The organism is Micromonospora peucetia, from assembly GCF_900091625.1.
Taxonomy (GTDB): domain Bacteria; phylum Actinomycetota; class Actinomycetes; order Mycobacteriales; family Micromonosporaceae; genus Micromonospora; species Micromonospora peucetia.
Genome location: NZ_FMIC01000002.1, coordinates 958,283 through 976,097 on the forward strand (window position 1 = coordinate 958,283; position 17,815 = coordinate 976,097).

The following is a 17,815-nucleotide window of genomic DNA, read 5'->3' on the forward strand; positions in this document are numbered from 1 at the left end:
GGGCAGTGCGGTGGTCAGGCGATGCCGGGAAAGGGCCGGTGACGTGCGGCCCAACCCACGACGAGTGTGGCGGCCAGTCCGGCGGCGAGGAACCCGAGCCCGAGGAGAAGCCACCCGGGCCCGGACCACAGCATCACCAGACCGGTCAGGGCGGCCGGCCCCACCGCACGTGCCAACGGGATGCCGCTTGCGTACACCCCCTGCCACTGACCTGGGCGGGTGCGGTCGGCGAGCTCGAACCCGACCGCCCACGATCCGGCGGCCAGCCGCACCTCCGCGGCCACCTGCAGGGCTACCGCGGCGAGAACGACACCGCTGGCGGCGTACGGGCCGGTGGCAGCGGCCCCGCCCCAGAAGAGCAGACACGCGGCGCACAGCAGGACGCCGGCGAGGCGGATCGCCCGGGTGGCCTCGCCCAACGTCGTGACCCGGCGAGCCGCCCGGCGTTGCCAGCCCACGACTCCCACGGCGTTGGCGACGAAGATCCCGGCCACGATCCAGTCGGGCGCTGCCGTGCGGCTCGTCAGGTAGAGCGGCAGCAACACGCCCAGCATGGGCATGTACAGGTGCATCACCGCGTTGAGCGCGGCGGTCACGACGTAGGGAATGTCTCGCGGCGCATCCCACCCCCAGCCCTCCCTCGGCTGCCGGCGCGACGCCGACGGCAGGCGTCGGAGCAGGATCGCGCTCACGACGAAGAGGGCCGCGTCGCCGAGCAGTACGACGCGGTAGACCAGGTCCGAGCCGGTCAGCAGCGCCAGACCGCCGACCGCCGCGCCGACGCCGATGCCGGCGTTGACCGTCGTCTGGATCCGTGCCCGTACCGCGAGGAGTTCGGCAGGCGGCACTAGGGAGACCAGCAGTGCCTGCCGGGTCGCACCCGCCCCGCTCTGGGCGATCGCGTACGCCACGCACGCTGCCGCCACGAGCCACGCACCCCGTACGGTGGCCAGCATCACCAGGGCCGACGCCGTGCCCACCGACAGCAGCGTCGTCACCCGACGCAGCCCGACCCGGTCACCGAGGGCGCCGATGGGATGCGTGAAAAGGAAGCCCGTCCCCCAGGCGATGGTCAACACGGCGCCGATCTGTGCCGGGCTCAGGTGGCCGGCATGAGAGAGGTAGACGGCGAAGGTCACGTAGAAGGAGCCGTCGCCGAGGGCGGTCACCAGCTGCGCACGCAGGAGGGTGTCGGTGGGCGCCCGGAGTGTCTGGGGCCGGTTGCCGGTCGTGGTGGGACTACGCGAAGCTGAGCTCATCGACCCGGGCGCGCTTGAGCTCGGTGAACGCCCGGCAACCGGCGAGCAGGCGGGCGCCCTCGAAGACACGCACGGCCTCGTCCCCGCGGGGGATGGAGGTGAGCACGGGGCCGAAGAAGGCAACGTCGTCGACCGCGATCGTCGGGGTACCCAGGCCCTCACCCACGAGTTGCTGCGCGCGGGCGGTGCTCGTCCGCATCCGTTCGTCGACGTCGTCGCGATACGCGACCCGGGCCAGCTCGACGGGGAGACCGACCTCGGCCAGGGCCGCCGGGATGACGGCGTCGAAGTCCTTGTCGCCGGCGTCGTGGATCCTCCGGCCGAGCGCCGGAAACAGCTCGGCGAGGGCTGCGGGCCCGTGGTGCGCGGCGGCTGCCGTGCACACCCGCGCCGGGCCCCACGCCCGGTCGTTGAACGCCCGGTACCACGGCTCCAGGTCGCGATGCTCGTTGATCACGGCAAGGCTCATCACCTCGAACCGCAGGCTGATGGGTCGCATCCGCGCGACCTCCATGAGCCATCGGGAGGTGATCCACGCGAAGGGGCAGGACGGGTCCACGTGAGCCGTGACGACGGGGACGGCAGCCGCAGAAAATTTATCTTCCACGGAAGGCATATTATCTTCCGAGAAATATATAGTGCAAGGGTGGACCGCGTCACCGAGATCGTTCATCAGTGGCGTCGTGAGCGACCCGACGTCGACCCCAGCCCGTTGCTGGTCATCGGCCGAATCCAACACCTCGCCGAGATCCTCGACGCGGCGCTGCGACCACCGTTCGCCGCCGCGGGTCTCGGCAACGGTGAGTTCGACGTGCTTGCGGCGCTGCGCCGGGAGGGCGAACCGTTCCAGCTCACCCCAGGCCAGTTGAGCGAACGGATGCTCGTCACCACCGGAGCCGTGACCAAGCGGGTGGACCGGCTGATCACCCGAGGGCTGGTGACACGGTCGATCTCCGAAGCCGACGCACGCGGCAGAGTGGTCGGGCTGACCCCGGCCGGCGTGGACCTGGTCAATGATCTGATCGAGAAGCACCTGGCCAACGAAACGGCCCTCCTCCGGGACCTGACAGCCGGCGACCGCACAGACCTGGAACGCCTCCTGGCGGCGCTGACGCGAACAGTCGAATCCTCAGTGGCTTGACGACCCGCACGCGCCGCTGTCGTCGGGCCGAATCAGCGGCGGCCGCGGCGTGCGCGGAGGTAGTCGGAGACCACGTACTCGCCGAGGTCCTCCAGGTCAGGGGTGAACATGCGGCCCTTCGAACGGCGGGCCACGGCGTCGACGAAGCGCTGCAGGCCGGGATCGTCGCCGAGCATGAACAGGTTGAGCGTGGCGCCGTAGCGGGTGAGCCGGTCCACTTCGCGGACAGTCGCCTCGATCGTCTCCGGCATCGGCGGCCAGTGGAACAGCGGCTCCCCGTCGTCCGGGTCCAGATGGGCGGTCGGCTCACCGTCGGTGACCACCAGCACCACCGGCTCGGCCTCCGGGTGCCGGCGCAGGTGCCGGGCGGCCAGCCGCAGCGCGTGCTGGAGGTTCGTGCCCTGCCGCGTGTCGGGCTCGACGGCGGCCAACTCCTGCTGGGTCAGCGGCAGCGCCTCCAGGCCGAAGCCGATGATCTGTAACGCGTCCTGAGGAAACCGGGTGGCCATCAGGTGTGCCAGCGCCAGCGCCGTCTGCTTCATCGGACCCCACCGGCCCTGGGAGATCATCGAGTAGGAGAGGTCGACGCAGAGCGCCACCGCCGCCGATGCCCGCCGCTCGGTCTCCACCACCTCGAAGTCCTCGACGGCCAACTGCACCGGCACACCCGACCCGGCGCGGCGGACCGCCCGGGTCAGCGTCCGCACCACGTCGAGGGGCTGCTCGTCGCCGTACTCCCACGGCCGGGAGCCCCCGCTTACCTCGCCGGCGGCGCCCGCCGAGCGCAGGTCGTGCTGGCCGCGCGGCCCGGCGGTCAGGTCCGCGAAGACCCGCCGCAGCGCCGTGCCGCCGAGCCGGCGCAGCGCCTTGGGGCTCAGGGTCAACCCGTCGGCGTCCCGGCTCACCCAGCCCTGCCGGCGCAGCTCCCGCTCCAGCTCCCGCAGCCGGCGTACGTCGTCGGCGGCGTCCCTGCCCAGCGTCCGGGCCACCGCGTCGACGTCTACATCGTCCAGCGTGGCGCCCGGCTGCTCCTGGTCGAGCTGGTCCAGCAGTTCGTCCAGTTCGGCGATCTCACCGAGCGCGCCGGCCGCCTCGCCGTAGCCGAGCGGCCGGTCGCCCCGAACCCGCTCACCCCGGCCCCGGTGCAGATCGGGGCGGAGCGCACGAAGATTGGCGTCCAACGCGGACAGCTCCCCGGCGAGCCGGTCGCCGAGCGACTGCCGCATCAGGCCGGCCAGTTCCTCGCGCTGCCGGTCGGACAGCGAGCGCATCAGCCGCTCGCCGGCCGCCGACCGGCGGGCCAGCACGTCGACCAACTCGTCGACGTCGGCCGGCTGCTCCGGGAAGAACTCGCCGTGCCTGCGCATGAACTCGGCGAAGGCGTCGGTGGTCTCCTCCGACCGGGAGTGCCGGGCCAACAGGTCGTTCAGGTCGCGCATCATCTCGGCCAGCCGCCGTTGCGCGGCCGGGTCCGCCGAGGCGCGCACCGCGTCCCGCAGCCCGGCGAAGCGCTGACCGAGCACGTCGTCGCGGAGCCCGTCGAGGATCCGCTGGTACGTCCGGCGGGCCTCGTCGCTGGCCCACCGGTAGCCGGTCAACTCCTCCATGGCGCGGGCCGTCGAGCGGGGCAGATTGTCCAGCACCGCCTCGGCGAACCGCGCGGCGTCGTCGTCGCGCCCGCGCAGTTCGTCCCGCTCGGCCGCGAGCGCCTGGTCGAGCAGGGCCCGCGCCCCGGTCACCGCCCCGTCCAGGTCGCCCCGGCGCAACGCCTCACGGCGCAGCCGCCTGGCCCGGGCGGCGAGGTCGTCGAGGCCGCCGCTCCCCTGGGGCCCCTGGCGCAGCAGGTCCCGCAGCGCCTCCCGGAGGCTGCCACCGGCCAGCACCTCGGCGCCGACGGCGTCCACCGCCCCCCGCACGTCGTACGGGGGCGCGAGCGGGTCGGGGCCGCCCCTCCACTGCCCGTACCGGAACCGGTTGCCGGCCATGCTCAGGCCCGGCCGCCGTAGCGGGTCCGGCCGGAGTCGGTGACGTCCTTGCCGAGCCGGCGGGTCAGGTGCAGCCCCTCCAGGACGAACTCCACGCCGGCCGCCGCCTGCTCGGGGGTGGGCGCGTCGCCCAACCCGAGCCGGTCCAGCGCCTTGGCCAGCCCGGGAACGGTGCCCACCTGGCGCAGCAACTCGGCGGAGCCGACCAGCTCCCCGGTCTCGATCACCGCGTCCTCGTCGACCAGGGCGGTGAAGCCGGAGAGGTCCAGCCCGGCCAGCCGGGCCCGGAACGTGTCGGCGGTCGCGGCGCGCAGCAGGTGGCCGATAATCTCGGCCTCCCGCCCCTCCTCGCCGCTCTCGAACTCGACCTTCCCGCGCAGCGTGCTCGTCACGGAAACCGCGTCCCCCACCCGGGCAACCGCCGCCTCAGGTAGAAGGAAGGGCACCTTGTTATCGCTTTCTGATGAGGAAGGGGCCCTTCCTAACATCTCGACGGGGGGCACCGTGGCGGGCGGCAGCGTGGCGGCGAGCAGGCCGGCGCGGCGCAGCGCGGCGGCGGCGACCGTCTCGGCGGCGGCGATGGCGAACCGGGCCGAGACCCCGGAACGCGGGTCCACCGACGGCGACTCGCGTACCGCGCGGGCGAACCGCGCGAGGACCTCCAACACGTGCTCCGGCACCTCGGCGACCAGGTCGGCCTCCTGCCGGACCAGCGCCAGCTCCAGGTCGAGGTCGACCGGGTAGTGGGTACGGACCTCGGCTCCGAAGCGGTCCTTCAACGGGGTGATGATCCGGCCCCGGTTGGTGTAGTCCTCCGGGTTGGCGCTGGCCACCAGGAACAGGTCCAGCGGCAGCCGCAGCTGGTAGCCGCGGACCTGGATGTCCCGCTCCTCCAGCACGTTGAGCAGCGCCACCTGGATCCGCTCGGCCAGGTCGGGCAGCTCGTTGACGGCGAAGATGCCCCGGTTGGTGCGCGGGACGAGGCCGAAGTGGATGGTCTCCGGGTCGCCGAGGGTACGCCCCTGGACGATCCGGATCGGGTCGACGTCGCCGATCAGGTCGCCGACGCTGGTGTCCGGGGTGGCCAGCTTCTCGCCGTAGCGCATGGAGCGGTGCAGCCACGCCACCGGCAGGTCGTCGCCGGCCTCGGCGACCAGCGCCCGCGAGCCCGGGGTGAGCGGGCGCAGCGGGTGCTCGTTGAGCGCCGAACCGGCGATCACCGGAGTCCACTCGTCGAGCAGGCCGACCAGCGAACGGATCAGCCGGGTCTTGCCCTGGCCCCGCTCGCCGAGCAGCACCATGTCGTGCCCGGCGAGCAGAGCCCGCTCGACCTCGGGCAGCACCGTGTCGTCGTAGCCGACGATGCCGGGGAAGCGGTCAGCGCCGGAACGCATCCGGGCCAGGAGGTTCTCGCGGAGTTCCTGCTTGACCGTGCGGTACGTGTGGCCGGCCGCCCGCAGCTCGCCGAGCGTGCCGGGCAGGTCGGCCGGTGGGGCCGGGGTAACCGGGGAAGGCGCAGTCACCCAACCCACGCTAGCTCACGAAAACGGGGATGCTCGGTCCGTCGACCAGGCACCCCCGTCTGCGGGACGGTTCAGCCGCGCCCGCAGCGCCGGCAGGTGCCCCGGCGGCGCAGGTGGTACGCGTACGTGGCGACGCCGAGCGCGACGCCCCAGAACGGCCAGAGCAGCATCGGGGCGGTGGCCGGGCTGAGCCCGCCGGAGAAGTCCCAGAAGCCGGGGGTGGCGAGCAGGCCGAGGGCCGCCGCGGTGACTGCCACCGCGACCAGCGTCGCCGGGACGACGGCCAGCCTGACCGGCACCGGCCGCCCGGCCAGGCCCACCATCCAGCGCGGGAACCGTTCCCCCCACCGCTGTACCAGCCCGAGGGTGAGGACCGCGCCCACCAGGGCGAAGCCGCCCAGCCCGGTACCCGCCCAGACCAGCCCGGACTCGCGCATCTCCTCGAGGAACGACCGCTCGATGCCGAGCGGGACGCCGACCGCCCAGGCGAGCCGGGTGAGGGCGTACAGGGCGGGAATGGTGGCCGCGGTCCAGGCCGCCACGCGCCCCCAGCGGAAGGCCGAGGCGGGTGAGGTCCAGCCGTGCTCGACGCCGTCGCGCCCGCAGGTCGGGCAGGCCCCGTCGGTGCACCGCTGCCAGCGCAGCGCCGCCCCGGCCAGCAGCGCCCCGCCGACCATGGCCGCGAACCGGGCGAACAGCGCCCAGGTGAACACGTCCGCGTAGTCCACCGGCGGCCAGCCGAACGGCGCGCCGACGATCAGGATCGGGGTGTAGCCGAGGATGGTCAGCACCCCCACGTCCGGCACGACGACGGCGAGCAGGAGAGCGACGGTCCAGGCGTACGCCAGCAGCAGGGTGCGCAGCGGCCGGGCCGGGCGGCGGACCGGGCCGGTCATGGCGAGCGCGGCCACCGCGGCGCCGAGCAGCAGCACGGCGAACAGGGGTGGCCCGAGGTCGGTGGGGACCAGCCGGAGCAGGTTGGCCTCGCCGCCACGCGGATCGTTCGCCCCGAACGGGTAGCCGGCTCCGGTGGCGGCGGAGACCAGGGCGAGCAGTCCCCAGAGGCCGAGCCAGCCGGCGGCCAGCGGGGCGAGCCGGTCCGACCGGCCCGGGGCCGGACGGTGGGTGTGAGCAGTGGTCGTCGTCATGCTTCCCAGCCTCGGCCGGCAGGCCACGTCTGCCCTCCCGTGCGGCGGTGAACCGGCTCCCCCTCGGGAGGGAACCCTTCAGCCCGACGGGGTGACGAACCCCGACTCGTACGCGGCGATCACCGCCTGCGTACGGTCGCGGACGCCGAGTTTGGCCAGCACGTTGCCGACGTGGGTCTTCACGGTCTCCACGCCGACCACCAGGTGCGCGGCGATCTCCGGGTTGGACAGCCCGGTGGTCATCAGCCGGAGCACCTCGGCCTCCCGTTCGGTGAGCCGGGCGGCTGCCAGCCGGTCGGAGCCTCTTCCCCCGTACGCCCCGGCGAGGCGGCGGATGGCGGCGGGGAAGAGCAGCGACTCGCCCCGCGCGACCACCCGGACCGCCTCCACCACCTCGGCGGGCCGGGCCCGCTTCAGCAGGAACCCGCTGGCCCCGGCGCGGAGCGCGTCGTAGACGTACTCGTCGTTGGCGAAGGTGGTGACCACCAGCACCCGGGGCGGGTCGGCGGAGGTGGCGAGCAGTCGTCGGGTGGCCTGGATGCCGTCGATGCCGGGCATCCGCACGTCCATCAGCACCACCCGGGGGCGGAGTCGGGCGACCAGCGGCGGCACCTCGGCGCCGTCGGTGGCCTCGCCGAGCACCCGCAGGTCGGGCTGGGCGTCGAGGATCGCCCGCAGCCCGACGCGGATCAGCTCGTCGTCGTCGACGATCAGCACGCCGGTGGTCGTCGTCGCGATTGCGGTCATCGGGTCCCCTCGAACGGCAGTCGCACCCGGATGCGCCAGCGGTCGCCGTCCGGTCCGACGGTCAGCCGGCCGCCGAGCAGCAGCACCCGCTCCCGCATCCCGTCCAGCCCCCGACCGCCCCGCCTCGGGTCGCCCCACCCCCGACCGCCCCGCGTCGGGTCGCCCCGGCGCCGCCGGGCCATCGCGTTGTCGAGTTCCAGCTCCAGCGCGTCGGAGTGCACGCCGAGGCGCAGGGTGGCCGGTCCCCGGCCGTACCGGGCCGCGTTGGTCAGTCCCTCCTGGACGATCCGGTAGCCCTCCCGGGAGACCACCGCCGGCAGGTCGGCCGGGTCGCCGGTGCACCGGGCGTCGACCGGCAGGCCGGCCACGCGGGTGTCGGCCACCAACCGGTCCAGATCGGCGAGCGTACGCTGCGGCACCGGCGCGGCCTGCCGGCCGTCGGGCTCCCGGAGCAGCCCCAGCACGTGGTCCAGGTCATCCATGGCGCTCCGCCCGGCCTCCTCGATCGCGCCCAGCGCGCGCCGGACGAACTCCGGGTCCCGGTCGAGCAACTCGCGGGCGGCCCCGGCCTGGAGGGTGGCGACGGTGAGGGCATGGCCGACCGAGTCGTGCAGTTCCCGGGCCAGCCGGTTGCGTTCGGCGAGCCGGGTGGTGCGCGCCTCCAGGGCCGCGATCCGTTCCGCCTGGGCCGGGCCGAGCAGCACCGGGGCCATCGACACCGCCAGCGCGCCCAGCCCGGCCACGGCGTAGCCGAGCGTCACCAGCACGACGATCCCGGTGAGGGTCAGCCAGCCGGTGTCCCGCCCGTCGAAAGGCCCGAACCGGTCGGCGCTGGTCATCGGAGTGCCGAGGCCGAACTGCTGCCCGATGAAGGCCAGCGCCATCGGTACCGCGCTGAACAGGGCGGCCACCACCAGCCCGCCGCTGACCAGGTGCAGCCCGATCCAGAGCGCCGAGCGCAGCCGGGTCTCCCGGTCGACCGCGTGCCCGGGTGCCGGGTCCGGCAGGTCGACGCCGAGCAGGGCCCGCGCGGCGGCGATCTCCAACGCCCGGGGGCCGTCGAGGAAGACCGGGACCGTCGCGATGGTCGCCGCGACGAGGAGCAGAGCCAGCACCAGCGGCCGGGGCGCGTCCGACTGCGTCAGCAACTGCGCGAAGGCCACCGCCAGCAGCACGTACGGCAGCACCAGCACCCCGCCGAGCAGCAGGAACACGCCGCGCCGCCAGGTGCTGCCGGCCACCAGCGGGGCGAGGACCGCACGGGGTTTCACCCGCCCATTCTGTCCCGGTCACGCCCCGCCTCGACTCCCCCACGTCGGGGAGATCGGCGCCCCGCCGGCGGAGAGATCGGTGCCCTGCCGGCGGGCAGACCGGCGCCCCGCCGGCGGGCACCCGACGGGTGCGGGCGGATCCGCCGAGGGCGGCGGCCACCAGAGGGCCGGCGAGCGCCGCGCTCAGGCGGGGGATCGGGCCGTCGTCACCTGCCGGTGCGGGCCCGCAGCAGGCGGGGCGCCGCCGCGAGCCCGGTGATCGGGCGGAACTCCCTGGCCGCGCCGGCGAGCGCGGCGTACTCGTCGTCGGTGAGGTCGAGGTCGGCGGCAGCCGCGTTGCGTTCGACCTGTTCCACGCCGGACGCGCCGGGGATGGCCAGCACGTTCGGGTGGCGCAGCAGGTAGGCCAGGGCGATCTGGCTGGGGGTGGCGTCGTGCGCGTCGGCCACCTGCCGCAGGGTTTCGATGAGCGTCGCGCCGCGTTCCAGGTTCTCCGGGAGGAAGTACGGGTTGGCCCGGCGTACCGCCCCGCTCGGCGGGTTCTTCGCGTCGTACCGGCCGGACAGGAAGCCCTGGGCGAGCGGGCTGTACGCGATGACGACCCGGCCGGCCTGCTTCGCGTACGGCAGCAGGTCGTGCTCGGGCCCGCGGTCGACCATGCTGTAGCGGACCTGGTTGGTCAGCACCGGACGGCCTAGCGCCGCCTCGGCGACCTGCCAGCGGCGCAGGCTGTAGTTGCTGACCCCGACCTCGCCGACCAGCCCGACGTCCTGCAACGCGCGCATGCCGCGCATGGTGGTGTGGTCGGCGACCAGCGGGTTGGCCTGGTGCACCTGGTAGAGGTCGAGGTGCGTGACGCCGAGCCGGGCAGCCGAGGCGACCGCCCGCTGCTGCACCACCGGGGCGACCGGCAGGATCGGAAAGATCTTGGTGGCGAGCACGACCTTCTGCCGGTCGTCGCCGAGCGCCTCGCCGAGGATCCGCTCGCTGCGGCCGAAGCCGTACAGCTCGGCGGTGTCGAAGACTGTGATCCCGAGGTCGACGGCCCGCCGGACGATGTCGGCGGCCCGGTGCTCGTACTCGGAGCCGTAGCCCCACTCCTTGGACCCGAACTGCCAGGTGCCGAGACCGATCTTGGACAGGGGCTTCGGGGTGTCGATCGGGACGAAACGCATGGTCCCGAAACTACCCCGGGGTCCGTTGCGCACACGCCCGTTCGCCGCGCGCGCCCAACGGTCGACGGGGATAGGGTCGGTGACCGTGACCTACCTCGCCGCGGATGAGCGCTACGACCAGATGACCTACCGGCGCAGCGGACGCAGCGGGCTGCGGCTGCCGGCGATCTCGCTCGGGCTGTGGCACAACTTCGGCCCGGACCGGCCGTACGAGCGGCAGCGGGACGTCGTCCGCCGCGCCTTCGACCTCGGCGTGACCCACTTCGACCTGGCCAACAACTACGGGCCGCCGCCGGGCTCCGCCGAGGAGAACTTCGGCCGGATGCTCGCCACCGATCTGAAGGCGTACCGGGACGAGCTGGTCGTCTCCACGAAGGCCGGCTATCTGATGTGGCCCGGCCCGTACGGCGAGTGGGGCTCCCGCAAGTACCTGCTCTCCTCGCTGGACCAGTCGCTGCGCCGCCTCGGGCTGGACCACGTCGACATCTTCTACTCGCACCGCTTCGACCCGGACACCCCGCTGGAGGAGACGATGGGCGCGCTCGACGCCGCCGTACGCTCCGGCAAGGCACGCTACGTCGGCATCTCCAACTACGACTCGGAGCAGACCGGGCGGGCCGCGGCGATCCTGCACGAGCTGGGTACGCCGCTGCTGATCAACCAGCCGTCGTACTCGATGCTGAACCGCTGGACCGAGGACGACGGCCTGCTGGACACGCTGGAGCGGGTCGGCGCGGGCTGCATCGCGTACAGCCCACTCGCCCAGGGCCTGCTCACCGACCGCTACCTGAACGGCGTCCCGGCGGACTCCCGGGTGCGCACCAGCGTCTTCCTCAACGAGAGCGACCTCGGTGAGGAGAAGATGGCCACCATCCGGGCACTCGGCGCGGTCGCCGAACGGCGCGGCCAGTCACTGGCCCAGCTCGCGCTCGCCTGGGCGCTGCGCGACCCGCGGATGACCAGCCTGATCATCGGGGCGAGCAGCGTGCCGCAACTCGAAGCGAACATCGCCGCCCTGGACAACCTCGACCTCACCGCCGAGGAACTGGCCGAGATCGAGCGCCACCTCGGGAACGCCGGTCAGTAGACGTCCACGTACGGCGACGCCCGAAAGAACGCCCTGAACCTGGCTGGACTCGATCAGGCACAGTCCGGATGGGCGACAACGCCACTTTTGCGGGGGACGGGCCCCCGATTCCGGTCATGCGCGGCCGGCGCCGCGAGGCCGACGGGGAATGACGAAAGCCCTGGTGTGGAATTACTCCCACACCAGGGCTTCTCGCAAGGGTGGAGCCGAGGGGACTCGAACCCCTGACCCCCACACTGCCAGTGTGGTGCGCTACCAGCTGCGCCACGGCCCCTTGCCTCGTCCCGGTCGCCCGGGCACGACAGAACTATACACAGGGCCCGTCGCATGGTCATCTCGCGGGGCCCCACCCGCTCCCGGCTCAGTTGAGCGCCACGTCCGGCGGGAAGTACGCGACCGCAGCCATCATGCCGCCCTGGCGGCGCAGCACCATCGGCCACAGGTCGTCCGGCCGGTCGACGAAGGCATCGCCCGGGAGCGCGTCCAGCAGGAACCACGAGCCGTCCTCGATCTCCTGCTCCAACTGCCCGGAGCCCCAGCCGGAGTAGCCGGCGAAGACCCGGATGCCGGTGATGCCCTCCCGCAGCCGTCCCGGTTCGACGGAGAGGTCGAGGGTGCCGACCGCCCCGGAAACCTGGTGGAACCCTTTGAGCCGCTGCACCGGGTGGCGCATCCGGGCCAGACAGATCGCCGAGTCGGGCTGCACCGGGCCGCCCTCGAAGAGCACCGCCGGGTCGCGGGCCAGGTCGCTCCAGTCGCCGAGCACGTCGGCGACCGGCACCTCGGTGGCCCGGTTGAGCACCACGCCGAGGGCGCCGCCGGGCTCGTGCGCCACCAGCAGCACCACCGTACGGTCGAAGTTCGGGTCCTTCAGCGCGGGCGTCGCGACCAGCAGCCGTCCGGTCATCGACCCCGTTGCCCGTCCGCCGATCGCCTGCCCCTCTCCCTGCATGCCGGACACCCGGTCAGACCGACCCGACCGGGACGCCCGGGGGCACCGGAGTCATCCACGCTGTGAACGCCATGCCTGGCACCATAGCCTGCCCCCCCGGGCGGTGGTTAAGGTCTAACGGTCGATAGATCGATGGACATGAGGGAGGACCGATGGGTGCCACGGCGGAACTCGCGGTGATCGGCGGTTCGGGGCTCTACGCGCTGCTCGACGGCGCGACCGAACACGAAATGGAGACGCCGTACGGGCCACCGTCCGACGCCGTCACCATCGCTGAGGTGGGCGGCCGGCGGGTGGCGTTCCTGCCCCGCCACGGCCGGGACCACCGCTATCCGCCACACCTGATCCCCTACCGGGCCAACCTGTGGGCGCTGCGCTCCCTCGGCGTACGTCAGGTGCTCGCCCCGTGCGCCGTGGGCGGCCTGCGGCCGGAACTCGGCCCGGGCACGTTCGTGGTGCCGGACCAACTGGTCGACCGCACCAGCGGGCGGGTGCAGACCTACTACGACCGGGGCGCGGTGCACGTCTCCTTCGCCGACCCGTACTGCCCGGTCGGCCGGCGTACGCTGCTCGCCGCCGCGGCCCACCGGGAGGTGCCGGCGGTGGACGGCGGGACGGTGGTGGTGGTCGAGGGCCCGCGCTTCTCCACCCGGGCCGAGTCGCGGTGGAACGCCTCGATCGGCGGCACGGTGGTCAACATGACGGGCCATCCGGAGGCGGTGCTCGCCCGCGAACTTGCCCTCTGTTACTCCTCGATCGCCCTGGTCACCGACCTCGACGCGGGTGTGGAAGGCGGCGAGGCGGTGACGCACGAGGAGGTGTTCCGGGTCTTCGGCGAGAACACCGACCGGCTGCGGGGCCTGCTGCTGGAGGCCGTCGCCGCGCTGCCGGCCGAACGGGACTGCCCCTGCGAACACGCACTCGACGGCATCCCCCTGCCCTTCACCCTGCCCTGAGGTGCGAGGAAGGGCGCCTTCCGATCCATCAGGTAGAGGAAGGGGCCCTTCCTGACACCTGGGCGGGGCGGCGCGGGCGGCAAAAAGCCCGAGATGCCCGAGACGCCCCGATAGATTGGGGGGCGATGGCAACGGTCCGCGACACCACGTACGACCTGCTCCGTGCCCTCGGCCTGACCACCGTCTTCGGCAACCCGGGCTCCACCGAGGAGCCGTTCCTGCGGGACTTCCCGGACGACTTCCACTACGTGCTCGCCCTGCACGAGGCGTCGGCCGTCGGCATGGCGGACGGCTACGCCCAGGCCACCGGCCGGCCGGCACACGTCAACCTGCACACCGCCCCCGGCACGGGCAACGGCATGGGCAACCTGGTCACCGCGTGGCACAACCGGACCCCGCTGATCGTCACCGCCGGCCAGCAGACCCGGGAGATGCTGCTCATCGAGCCCAGGCTGACCAGCCGGCGGGCCACCGAACTGCCCCAGCCGTACGTGAAGTGGAGCCACGAGCCGGTCCGCGCGCAGGACGTCCCGGCGGCACTGATGCGGGCGTACGCGACGGCGGTGCAGCCGCCCGCCGGCCCGGTCTTCCTCTCGTTGCCCCTCGACGACTGGGCGCAGCCCGCCGACCCGCCGCCACAGGTGCGGACGGTGGCCACCCGGTTCGCGCCCGACCCGGGGCGGCTACGCGAGTTCGCCGCCGTGCTGGCCGCCAGCCGCGCGCCCGCGGTGGTGCTCGGCGCGGCCGTGGACCGGTCCGGCGGCTGGCCGGCGGCCGTGGCGCTGGCGGAGCGGCTCGCCGCGCCGGTCTGGTCGGCGCCCGCGCCGGAGCGGGCCGCCTTCCCCGAGGACCACCCGCACTTCCGGGGGGTGCTCCCGTTCGCGATCGGGCCGCTGTCGGCGGCGCTGGACGGGCACGACACCCTGCTGGTGGTCGGGGCGCCGGTGTTCCGCTACTACCCGCACGTGCCGGGCGACCACCTGCCCGCCGGGGCCCGCCTGCTGCATGTCACCGACGACCCGGACGAGGCGGCCCGGGCGCCGGTGGGCGACAGCCTGCTCGGCGACGCCGGTCTGACCCTGGCCGCCCTGGTCGACCTGCTTCCGAAGGCGGAGCGCCCGGCGCCATCAGCACGCCCCGAACCGTCCCCGCCGACGGACGGGCTGCCGCTGGCCCCGGACGCGCTCTTCGCGGTGCTGGCCCGGCACTGGCCGGCCGACGGGATCCTGGTCCAGGAGTCGCCGTCCAACCTGCCGGCGCTGCGCCGCCGGCTGCGCAGCACCCGTCCCGGGTCGTACTTCACGATGGCCAGCGGTGGTCTCGGGTACGGCCTGCCGGCAGCCGTCGGCATCGCGTTGGCGCAGCGCGACACCGGCCGGGGCCGACCAGTGGTCGCGGTGATCGGCGACGGCTCGTTCCACTACTCGGTGCAGGCGCTCTGGACCGCCGCGCGGCTGCGCCTGCCGCTGGTCGTCGTGGTGCCGGTCAACCAGCAGTACGCCATCCTGAAGGCCTTCGCCGACTTCAAGGACACGCCGGGGGTGCCCGGGCTGGACCTGCCCGGGCTGGACATCACCGCCATCGCCCGTGGCTACGGCTGCGCGGCCACCGTCGCCCAGACCCCGGAGCAGTTCGCCGAGGCCCTGACCGCCGGGTTGCGGGCGGACGGCCCGACGGTGCTGCCCGTGCCGGTCAGCACCGAGGTGCCCCGCCTTTTGTGAGCCACCGCCCGGTCAGCACCGGGCTGCCCCGGCCCCCGTGGCCGCCACCTTGGTCAGCTCGCCGCGAGTCGCAGCGGCGCGCCGGTGAGCACGTCGAGGACCGGCCGGTCGCCCAGCGGCGCCTTCAGCGTGGCGGTGACCGGTTCGATCTTCAGCATCGCATTGCACACACCGGTGGAGGGGATCACGCTGCCGCCGACCACCACGACGTCGTCGCGCTCCTGCACCAGCGGCGTGATCGCGGTGTCGCAGCTGCCCACCCCGAGCCGCCAGGTCAGCTCGGCGCCGTCCACCGACTGGACGTCCTGCGCGCCGACCACGCCCTCGGGCGCCGGCTGCGCCGGCGCGGCCGGCTCGGGCGGGGCGGTGACGGCCTGCGGCGCCACGGCGACCCGGGCCACCGGCGCGGCGAGCCCCTCGACGGTGAACAGCCACGCCGGTACCTGCGCCTCACCCCGGCTGGTACGCACCGGTGCGGTGCCCAGCTTCACGGCCGTGACCGTCAGCGGGACGCAGGCGGTCTGCGGGGCGCTGCTGCTCACCGGGCCGTCGGGTCCCGGCTCGATGGTGGGGCCACCCGGTCTGGCGCCACCGGGGAACTTCGGCCCGGCGGGGCCCTTCGGGCGGCCGTCGCAGGGCGGCGGGTCCCCTTGGTCGAGCTGCCCGTACGCGTCGGCGGCGCTGACCAGCGGAACGGTGAGCGTGCCGTCCGGGAACCGGATGGTGCCGTCGGCGGGTTTCGCGGCGGGCAGGTCGATCTGGTCGCGGTACCAGCCGCTGAGGAAGGCGGTCTTGGTCTCCTCGGTGAAGCCCGGATCACCGAGGAGCACCGTGGCGTCCTGCATCGGCACGTATCCGGTCGCCCACGCGGGCGCCGGTCGCCACGCCCCGGCCACCTCGGTTGCCCGCTGGGCGAAGGCGTCCCGCCGCGGGTCGGAGTCGGCCGGGTCGACGGTCGGATCGGAGCCGGCCGACGCGCACCCGGCGACGATCATCAAGAGCGGAAGGCCCAGCAGGGCGGCGGTACGACGCATATCGGTTGGACGCCGGCACCCGCACGCCGGTTCCCGGGCTCAGGTCTCCCCGCCCAGATCCGTCTCGTACGCCTCCCAGAGCAGGTCCGCGCCGCGCTGCCGGTGCCGGGCGAGGACCCGCAGCAGGTGCGCCGCCCGGGCGAGGAGGTCGTCGACCGGTGCGTCCGGCAACTCCGCCGCCTGCTGGAGGGCGGCCAGCGCGGCGGTGATGGCGGCGTGCTCCCGGGCCAGCAGCCGTACCCCGCGGGCCAGCCGTGGCGCCTGGCCGAGCAGTTCGGCGTAGAGGCCGGCGGGCCCCTCGGTGGTCCGGACGTGCTCCGCGAAGCCCTGCCGCACGGGGCCCAGCCCGCCGAGGACGTGTTCCCGCCAACGCGGTTCGGCCGGCGCGACGGCCAGAGCACGGGTGAGCGGGTGCAGGTCCCCGAGCGGGGTGGTGGGGGGCCGGCGCGCGGCGGACGGCCGGAGCCCGCCGGGAAGGGTGGGGGGCTGCTGGATCGGACCGGAGACCATGGGCACCTCCCGCGTCACGTCTGACCGCGTACAGCGATGGTGGACCCGCCGCGTCCGCCCTGTCCAGAGGCGGAGGGCGCCTCATCCGTCCCAGCTGACCCGCCTGTCCCGGGTGACCCAGCGGCCCCGGAGGCCGAGTTGTCGCGCACGAGGATTTCGCAGGTCCACCCGGCTGTGGAAACGCCCCGCCCGGACCCGCTACCCGCAGGCCGGACGACCGGCGCCGGAGACGACGATGCGCCCCGGTCCGGTGGACCGGGGCGCATCGTCTGGTGGTGGAGGTGCCGGGAATCGAACCCGGGTCCTTCGCCGGTTTGTCAGGGCTTCTCCGAGCGCAGCTCGCTGTGCCTCTACTCGGCCCCACCGCTCACGCGAGCGAGTTGGTGTGACGGGCCCAGTCGCTGATTAATCTCGCCGCACGGACCCCGCGACCGGGTCCGGTTGGCCAGCCCTCTAACTGATGCCGGCTATTGGGACGAAGGCGTTCCCAGGCCGACAGACTCAGCTACTCGCCTCAGGCGGCGAGAGCGAAGTCAGCGCGATTGTTCTTGGCGCTTATAAGTTTCCGACGACCGATTCTCGAGACGACGTCGGCTTCCTCGGCTCGCTTCCCCTGTCGCTGCGTACGAAGTCGAAACCAGTCACCCCCTCGACAGGCCGCCGATGTGGCGGCACTGACAAGACTAACGCCTGCCGCAACGGGTTTCATCCCGAGGCCCGAGTCGGCTGCGCCGACCCGGACAAAAGCGGCAGATCAGTCATCCATCCCCTTGCCGCGCCGGCCGTGGGCCCGGGCGATCTCCCGGTCCGCGTCCCGCTTGGCGAGGTCCTGCCGCTTGTCGTACGACTTCTTGCCCTTGGCCAGGGCGATCTCCACCTTCGCCCAGCCGTCGGAGAAGTAGACCTGCAACGGCACCATGGTCAGGCCGCCCTCGCGGGTCTTGCCGAGCAGCCGGTCGATCTCCGTCCGGTTGAGCAGCAGCTTGCGGGTCCGCCGGGGCTCGTGGTTGGTCCACGTGCCCTGCGTGTATTCCGGGATGTGCATCCCGTGCAGGTAGAGCTCGCCGTTGCGCTCCTGCGCGAACGCGTCGACCAGCGACGCGCGCCCGGCCCGCAACGACTTGACCTCGGTGCCGGTCAACGCCATGCCCGCCTCGTACGTGTCGAGGATCGAGTAGTCGTGCCGGGCCTTCTTGTTGGAGGCGACGACCTTGCGTCCCTTTTCCCGTGGCATCGGCGCCACCCCCTTTCCGGTGATCCGCGCCGGACGTGACCGGCCGCGGAGCGGAGATCATGCTACCCGAAC

Annotated in this window: 16 protein-coding genes, 1 tRNA gene and 1 other RNA gene; 4 read left to right on the forward strand and 14 right to left on the reverse strand. The window is 73.5% G+C overall.

Translation table 11 applies throughout. The features are described 5' to 3' along the window. Nucleotides 1-14 precede the first annotated feature (14 nt). Both GA0070608_RS04545 and GA0070608_RS04550 read right to left on the reverse strand, forming a co-directional pair. Nucleotides 15-1,169 (reverse strand): MFS transporter, encoded by a 1,155-nt coding sequence (locus GA0070608_RS04545; RefSeq protein WP_218107490.1) that lies wholly within the window; start codon nucleotides 1,167-1,169, stop codon nucleotides 15-17. A gap of 70 nt (nucleotides 1,170-1,239) precedes the next feature. Then, on the reverse strand, nucleotides 1,240-1,875 hold the full coding sequence (locus GA0070608_RS04550; protein WP_091622192.1) for a mycothiol-dependent nitroreductase Rv2466c family protein: 636 nt from the start codon (nucleotides 1,873-1,875) through the stop codon (nucleotides 1,240-1,242). Between GA0070608_RS04550 and GA0070608_RS04555 the strand changes: the two genes are divergently transcribed. Continuing rightward, nucleotides 1,819-2,400 (forward strand): MarR family winged helix-turn-helix transcriptional regulator, encoded by a 582-nt coding sequence (locus GA0070608_RS04555; protein WP_245715692.1) that lies wholly within the window; start codon nucleotides 1,819-1,821, stop codon nucleotides 2,398-2,400. The two genes, GA0070608_RS04550 and GA0070608_RS04555, sit on opposite strands and share 57 nt — an antisense overlap. A 32-nt stretch (nucleotides 2,401-2,432) precedes the next feature. On the opposite strand, the gene GA0070608_RS04560 is transcribed toward GA0070608_RS04555, so the two are convergent. The 6 genes from GA0070608_RS04560 to GA0070608_RS04585 form a co-directional block, all read right to left on the reverse strand. After that, nucleotides 2,433-4,385 carry a VWA domain-containing protein gene (locus tag GA0070608_RS04560; RefSeq protein WP_091622196.1) on the reverse strand — a complete coding sequence of 651 codons (1,953 nt, stop codon included), beginning with the start codon at nucleotides 4,383-4,385 and terminating at the stop codon, nucleotides 2,433-2,435. A 2-nt stretch (nucleotides 4,386-4,387) separates the two neighbouring features. Further along, nucleotides 4,388-5,917, reverse strand: a complete 1,530-nt coding sequence (locus GA0070608_RS04565; RefSeq protein WP_091622201.1) for a magnesium chelatase ATPase subunit I — start codon at nucleotides 5,915-5,917, stop codon at nucleotides 4,388-4,390. Nucleotides 5,918-5,979: 62 nt separating this feature from the next. Beyond that, complete coding sequence (locus GA0070608_RS04570) at nucleotides 5,980-7,056, reverse strand: hypothetical protein (protein ID WP_091622205.1); 1,077 nt, start codon at nucleotides 7,054-7,056, stop codon at nucleotides 5,980-5,982. A 78-nt stretch (nucleotides 7,057-7,134) separates the two neighbouring features. After that, a complete protein-coding gene (locus GA0070608_RS04575) occupies nucleotides 7,135-7,803 on the reverse strand; it encodes a response regulator transcription factor (RefSeq protein WP_091622208.1) in 669 nt (222 codons plus the stop codon). Then, entirely contained in the window at nucleotides 7,800-9,074 is a 1,275-nt protein-coding gene (locus GA0070608_RS04580; protein WP_091622212.1) for a sensor histidine kinase, read from the reverse strand. Before GA0070608_RS04580 ends, GA0070608_RS04575 begins: the two co-directional genes overlap by 4 nt. 206 nt (nucleotides 9,075-9,280) lie before the next feature. Further along, the gene (locus GA0070608_RS04585) at nucleotides 9,281-10,249 is read right to left on the reverse strand and encodes an aldo/keto reductase (RefSeq protein WP_091622216.1); all 969 of its coding nucleotides are present in this window, start codon (nucleotides 10,247-10,249) and stop codon (nucleotides 9,281-9,283) included. A gap of 79 nt (nucleotides 10,250-10,328) precedes the next feature. Here GA0070608_RS04585 and mgrA point away from each other — a divergent pair, with 79 nt between their 5' ends. After that, nucleotides 10,329-11,336 (forward strand): L-glyceraldehyde 3-phosphate reductase, encoded by a 1,008-nt coding sequence (mgrA, locus tag GA0070608_RS04590; RefSeq protein WP_281185815.1) that lies wholly within the window; start codon nucleotides 10,329-10,331, stop codon nucleotides 11,334-11,336. Between the two features lie 201 nt (nucleotides 11,337-11,537). Here mgrA and GA0070608_RS04595 read toward each other — a convergent pair. Continuing rightward, nucleotides 11,538-11,610 (reverse strand) — tRNA-Ala (locus GA0070608_RS04595). Between the two features lie 87 nt (nucleotides 11,611-11,697). Beyond that, nucleotides 11,698-12,288: a YqgE/AlgH family protein gene (locus GA0070608_RS04600; protein WP_091634271.1), complete on the reverse strand. Its 591-nt coding sequence runs from the start codon at nucleotides 12,286-12,288 to the stop codon at nucleotides 11,698-11,700. Nucleotides 12,289-12,440: 152 nt separating this feature from the next. On the opposite strand from GA0070608_RS04600, the gene GA0070608_RS04605 reads away from it, so the two are divergent. Together GA0070608_RS04605 and mdlC are read left to right on the forward strand one after the other, a co-directional pair. After that, the gene (locus GA0070608_RS04605) at nucleotides 12,441-13,244 is read left to right on the forward strand and encodes an S-methyl-5'-thioadenosine phosphorylase (RefSeq protein ID WP_091622219.1); all 804 of its coding nucleotides are present in this window, start codon (nucleotides 12,441-12,443) and stop codon (nucleotides 13,242-13,244) included. 125 nt (nucleotides 13,245-13,369) lie between these two features. Continuing rightward, nucleotides 13,370-14,965 (forward strand): benzoylformate decarboxylase, encoded by a 1,596-nt coding sequence (mdlC, locus tag GA0070608_RS04610; protein ID WP_091622223.1) that lies wholly within the window; start codon nucleotides 13,370-13,372, stop codon nucleotides 14,963-14,965. Nucleotides 14,966-15,018: 53 nt separating this feature from the next. Here the strand turns inward: mdlC and GA0070608_RS04615 are convergent, their stop codons facing one another. The 4 genes from GA0070608_RS04615 to smpB all read right to left on the reverse strand — a co-directional run bounded on the left by GA0070608_RS04615 (nucleotide 15,019) and on the right by smpB (nucleotide 17,743). Continuing rightward, nucleotides 15,019-15,999: a hypothetical protein gene (locus tag GA0070608_RS04615; RefSeq protein WP_091622227.1), complete on the reverse strand. Its 981-nt coding sequence runs from the start codon at nucleotides 15,997-15,999 to the stop codon at nucleotides 15,019-15,021. 39 nt (nucleotides 16,000-16,038) lie between these two features. Next, the gene (locus GA0070608_RS04620) at nucleotides 16,039-16,527 is read right to left on the reverse strand and encodes a hypothetical protein (RefSeq protein ID WP_245715693.1); all 489 of its coding nucleotides are present in this window, start codon (nucleotides 16,525-16,527) and stop codon (nucleotides 16,039-16,041) included. A 255-nt stretch (nucleotides 16,528-16,782) separates the two neighbouring features. Further along, nucleotides 16,783-17,158: a transfer-messenger RNA gene (ssrA, locus tag GA0070608_RS04625) on the reverse strand. Nucleotides 17,159-17,263: 105 nt separating this feature from the next. Next, complete coding sequence (gene smpB / locus GA0070608_RS04630; protein ID WP_091634277.1) at nucleotides 17,264-17,743, reverse strand: SsrA-binding protein SmpB; 480 nt, start codon at nucleotides 17,741-17,743, stop codon at nucleotides 17,264-17,266. Nucleotides 17,744-17,815 lie beyond the last annotated feature (72 nt).

Coding starts and splice junctions, on each gene's coding strand:
- GA0070608_RS04550 (WP_091622192.1), bottom strand. CDS start 1,875: ATGCCTTCCGTGGAAGATAAATTTTCTGCGGCTGCCGTCCCCGTCGTC.
- GA0070608_RS04560 (WP_091622196.1), bottom strand. CDS start 4,385: ATGGCCGGCAACCGGTTCCGGTACGGGCAGTGGAGGGGCGGCCCCGAC.
- GA0070608_RS04570 (WP_091622205.1), bottom strand. CDS start 7,056: ATGACGACGACCACTGCTCACACCCACCGTCCGGCCCCGGGCCGGTCG.
- GA0070608_RS04575 (WP_091622208.1), bottom strand. CDS start 7,803: ATGACCGCAATCGCGACGACGACCACCGGCGTGCTGATCGTCGACGAC.
- GA0070608_RS04585 (WP_091622216.1), bottom strand. CDS start 10,249: ATGCGTTTCGTCCCGATCGACACCCCGAAGCCCCTGTCCAAGATCGGT.
- GA0070608_RS04600 (WP_091634271.1), bottom strand. CDS start 12,288: ATGCAGGGAGAGGGGCAGGCGATCGGCGGACGGGCAACGGGGTCGATG.
- GA0070608_RS04605 (WP_091622219.1), top strand. CDS start 12,441: ATGGGTGCCACGGCGGAACTCGCGGTGATCGGCGGTTCGGGGCTCTAC.
- mdlC (WP_091622223.1), top strand. CDS start 13,370: ATGGCAACGGTCCGCGACACCACGTACGACCTGCTCCGTGCCCTCGGC.
- GA0070608_RS04615 (WP_091622227.1), bottom strand. CDS start 15,999: ATGCGTCGTACCGCCGCCCTGCTGGGCCTTCCGCTCTTGATGATCGTC.
- smpB (WP_091634277.1), bottom strand. CDS start 17,743: ATGCCACGGGAAAAGGGACGCAAGGTCGTCGCCTCCAACAAGAAGGCC.